Consider the following 2808-nt stretch of genomic DNA (forward strand, 5'->3'; position numbering starts at 1 on the left):
GCCGGCGGGCCCTTCCACGGGGTTCATCGGGCACCGCCGGCGAACGGCGGGAGCACCTCGACGGTGCCGCCCTCGGTCAGGGCGACGGAACCGTGGGAGCGGGTGCCGACGGGGTCGCCGTCCACGAGGAAGGAGCAGCGCCGCAGGACGCGGGCGAACTCGGGCCGGGCGGTGTGCCGCTGCCGGGCCTCCTCGAGCGCCTCGTCGAGGGTGCCGGCGTCGTAGGTCTCCTCCGCGACCCCGGGGGCGGCCTTCGCCGCCGCCCAGTAGCGGATCGTCCCCTGTACGGGCATTGATGTCTCCCAGCCGTGTGAAGTGCCGCCACCCATCATGGACCGTCCGCATGCCGAGATGTGCGCCAGTGCGCCCCCTGTTGACGAAACCCCAGGTGAAGCACGTGATGTGCGGGCTCTCGCGGCCTGGCGTGAGCCGTCTCTCCCTGGCGGGATCGGCCTGGTGGGCTATTCTTCTCGGAACGAAGGATCCGGGCAGCGCCGCCCCCGGGTCCTTTTGCGCTTTCAGGCAGCGTCCAGAAGCAGTGCCGCCATGAGTCCTCGATGGGACCGAGGAAGGAACTCGCCGTCATGAGCTCGCTACTCCTCCTGACCAACGCACTCCAGCCGTCCACCGAAGTTCTGCCAGCTCTCGGGCTGCTCCTGCACAACGTCCGGGTCGCCCCGGCTGAAGGACCGGCACTCGTCAACACGCCGGGCGCGGACGTCATCATGATCGACGGCCGACGTGACCTCCCGCAGGTCCGCTCGCTGTGCCAGCTGCTGCGCTCGACCGGGCCGGGCTGCCCGCTGATGCTGATCGTGACCGAGGGCGGCCTGGCGGCCGTCACCGCGGACTGGGGGGTGGACGACGTCCTCCTGGACACCGCGGGACCGGCCGAGGTGGAGGCCCGGCTGCGGCTGGCCACCGGCCGGCAGCAGCTGTCCGTCGACGACAGCCCGATGGAGATCCGCAACGGCGACCTCTCCGTCGACGAGGCCACCTACAGCGCCAAGCTCAAGGGCCGGGTGCTCGACCTGACCTTCAAGGAGTTCGAGCTGCTGAAGTACCTCGCGCAGCACCCCGGGCGAGTGTTCACCCGTGCCCAGCTGCTCCAGGAGGTGTGGGGCTACGACTACTTCGGCGGCACCCGCACGGTCGACGTGCACGTGCGGCGGCTGCGGGCCAAGCTCGGCCCGGAGCACGAGTCGCTGATCGGTACCGTGCGCAACGTCGGCTACCGCTTCGTGAGCCCGGAGAAGCCGGAGAAGTCCGCGGAGGAGAAGGAGGCCAGCGCGCAGGCGAAGGCCGTCACCGAGGCCGCCGCGAAGGTCGCCCAGGAAGCCGCCGAAGGCGTGGTCCGCAAGCCGCTGCACAGCTGACCCACCGGTCGGACCGCACCGCGTCGGCAACAGCCGGAAACCCGTAAATACTGTCCGATCAACGGGTGCGGTTCGGCGGGTCACCCCGCGTAGACTGCCGCCCGTGGCGAAGGTGACGCGGGACGATGTGGCAAGGCTGGCGGGTACGTCGACCGCGGTGGTCAGTTATGTGATCAACAACGGTCCGCGGCCGGTCGCCCCGGCGACCCGGGAGCGGGTGCTCGCCGCGATCAAGGAGCTGAGCTACCGGCCGGACCGGGTGGCGCAGGCGATGGCCTCGCGGCGCACCGATCTCATAGGGATGATCATTCCCGACGCCCGGCAGCCGTTCTTCGGCGAGATGGCCCACGCCGTCGAGAAGGCCGCCGCCGAGCGCGGAAAGATGGTCCTGGTCGGCAACTCCGACTATCTCGACGAGCGTGAGGTGCACTACCTGCGCGCGTTCCTCGGCATGCGGGTCGCCGGCCTCATCCTGGTCAGCCAGGGCCCGAGCGAGCACGCCGCCGCGGAGATCGACGCCTGGGACGCCCGGGTGGTGCTGCTGCACCGCCGCCCCGACGCGATCGACGACGTGGCCGTCGTCACCGACGACGTCGGCGGCGCGCAGCTCGCCACCCGCCACCTGCTGGAGCACGGCCATCCGTACGTCGCCTGCCTGGGCGGTGTGGAGTCCACGCCGGTCATCGGCGACCCGGTGACCGACCACGTCCGCGGCTGGCGCCGGGCCATGCAGGAGGCCGGCCGCTCCACCGAGGGCCGTCTCTTCCAGGCCCCCTACAACCGCTACGACGCCTACCAGGTGGGACTGAGCCTGCTGGCCGGCCCGGACCGGCCGCCGGCGATCATCTGCGCCACCGACGACCAGGCCATCGGCGTGCTGCGGGCGGCCCGCGAGCTGCGCGTGGACGTGCCGGGGGAGCTGGCCGTGGCCGGCTTCGACGACGTGAAGGAAGCCGCGCTGACCGAACCGCCGCTGACCACCGTCTCCTCCGACCGGCCGGCGATGGCCCGGGCCGCCGTCGACCTGGTGCTCGACGACGGGCTGCGGGTGGCCGGCAGCCGCCGCGAGCGGCTGAAGCAGTTCCCCTCCGCCCTCGTCGTCCGCCGCTCCTGCGGCTGCGGCTGACCCGGACGGCTGCCTGCCGGACGCTCCGCGCGCCGGCCACCGGGAGGCGGCCGGCGGATTTTTGCGGCACTGCTCTCAGCGGGCACTCAGAGAGTTCTCATCCGCGCGGCCGACAGTGCCTGTATGAGCGATCACACCTCGTCCTCGGTCCCGCCCGTCCCCGGCCCCGCTTCCGGCCCGGGCATCCCACCGCGTCCCGCCTACCTGCCCTCGACCCATCCCGCCGCGCACGGTGCCACTCATGACGCGCCGCAGCCGCCGGCCCCGCACGACCCGTCCGCGACCACCCCGCTGCCGCCCGTGGGC

3 protein-coding genes and 1 pseudogene are annotated in these 2808 nt (G+C 72.3%); 3 read left to right on the top strand and 1 reads right to left on the bottom strand.

Annotation, left to right across the window (positions count from 1 at the left end; translation table 11 throughout):
* Positions 1 to 23: 23 nt before the first annotated feature.
* Complete coding sequence (locus ACYVE9_RS21650) at positions 24 to 293, bottom strand: MoaD/ThiS family protein (protein WP_461029558.1); 270 nt, start codon at positions 291 to 293, stop codon at positions 24 to 26.
* Positions 294 to 584: 291 nt separating this feature from the next.
* Here ACYVE9_RS21650 and ACYVE9_RS21655 point away from each other — a divergent pair, with 291 nt between their 5' ends.
* The 3 genes and pseudogenes from ACYVE9_RS21655 to ACYVE9_RS21665 form a co-directional block, all read left to right on the top strand.
* Positions 585 to 1376 (top strand): winged helix-turn-helix transcriptional regulator, encoded by a 792-nt coding sequence (locus ACYVE9_RS21655; RefSeq protein ID WP_461029559.1) that lies wholly within the window; start codon positions 585 to 587, stop codon positions 1374 to 1376.
* Positions 1377 to 1479: 103 nt separating this feature from the next.
* Positions 1480 to 2502, top strand: a complete 1023-nt coding sequence (locus ACYVE9_RS21660; protein ID WP_461029560.1) for a LacI family DNA-binding transcriptional regulator — start codon at positions 1480 to 1482, stop codon at positions 2500 to 2502.
* A gap of 123 nt (positions 2503 to 2625) precedes the next feature.
* Positions 2626 to 2808 (top strand): annotated as a pseudogene (locus ACYVE9_RS21665) (hypothetical protein); the annotation flags it as partial.

The organism is Streptomyces sparsus, assembly GCF_054776295.1.

Excerpts from the sequence above, each read along its gene's own strand:
- ACYVE9_RS21655 (WP_461029559.1), top strand. The coding sequence starts at position 585 with ATGAGCTCGCTACTCCTCCTGACCAACGCACTCCAGCCGTCCACCGAA.
- ACYVE9_RS21650 (WP_461029558.1), bottom strand. The coding sequence starts at position 293 with ATGCCCGTACAGGGGACGATCCGCTACTGGGCGGCGGCGAAGGCCGCC.